The sequence below is a fragment of the Acinetobacter johnsonii genome (assembly GCF_048551975.1).
In the GTDB taxonomy this organism is placed as follows: domain Bacteria; phylum Pseudomonadota; class Gammaproteobacteria; order Pseudomonadales; family Moraxellaceae; genus Acinetobacter; species Acinetobacter johnsonii_A.
On the sequence record NZ_JBIMCF010000108.1, the window covers coordinates 1 to 329 of the forward strand.

At 42.6% G+C, this 329-nt stretch carries 1 pseudogene; it reads left to right on the forward strand.

The features are described from left to right. Positions 1 to 329, forward strand: a pseudogene (locus ACG9ZB_RS16825) (mechanosensitive ion channel family protein); the annotation flags it as partial.

Here is a 329-nt window from a genome sequence, read left to right on the forward strand (position 1 = left end):
GTATCCTTGGATCGAAATGTTGACAGGATTCTGCATACTCATTCTAGTGACTATACTGGCGTATATTATTGCCAAGCATGTTGGCGTTCGTGGTATTCGGCATCTCATCACTAAGCTAAAATTTGCTAATCACGACATTATGTCGCAGCATAGCGTGATTCGTCGAGTTGCCAACATTGTCCCAGCAATCGTCATTATGAATGGTATCGTCACCGGTCCTCACCTGTCTGCCAAAATAATCAGCTTTGTTCAAATGGCGGCTCAGGCCTTTATTTTCTTAACCATTGCGCTTGCGATTGGTGAAGTACTGAATCTATTCAATTTGGTTT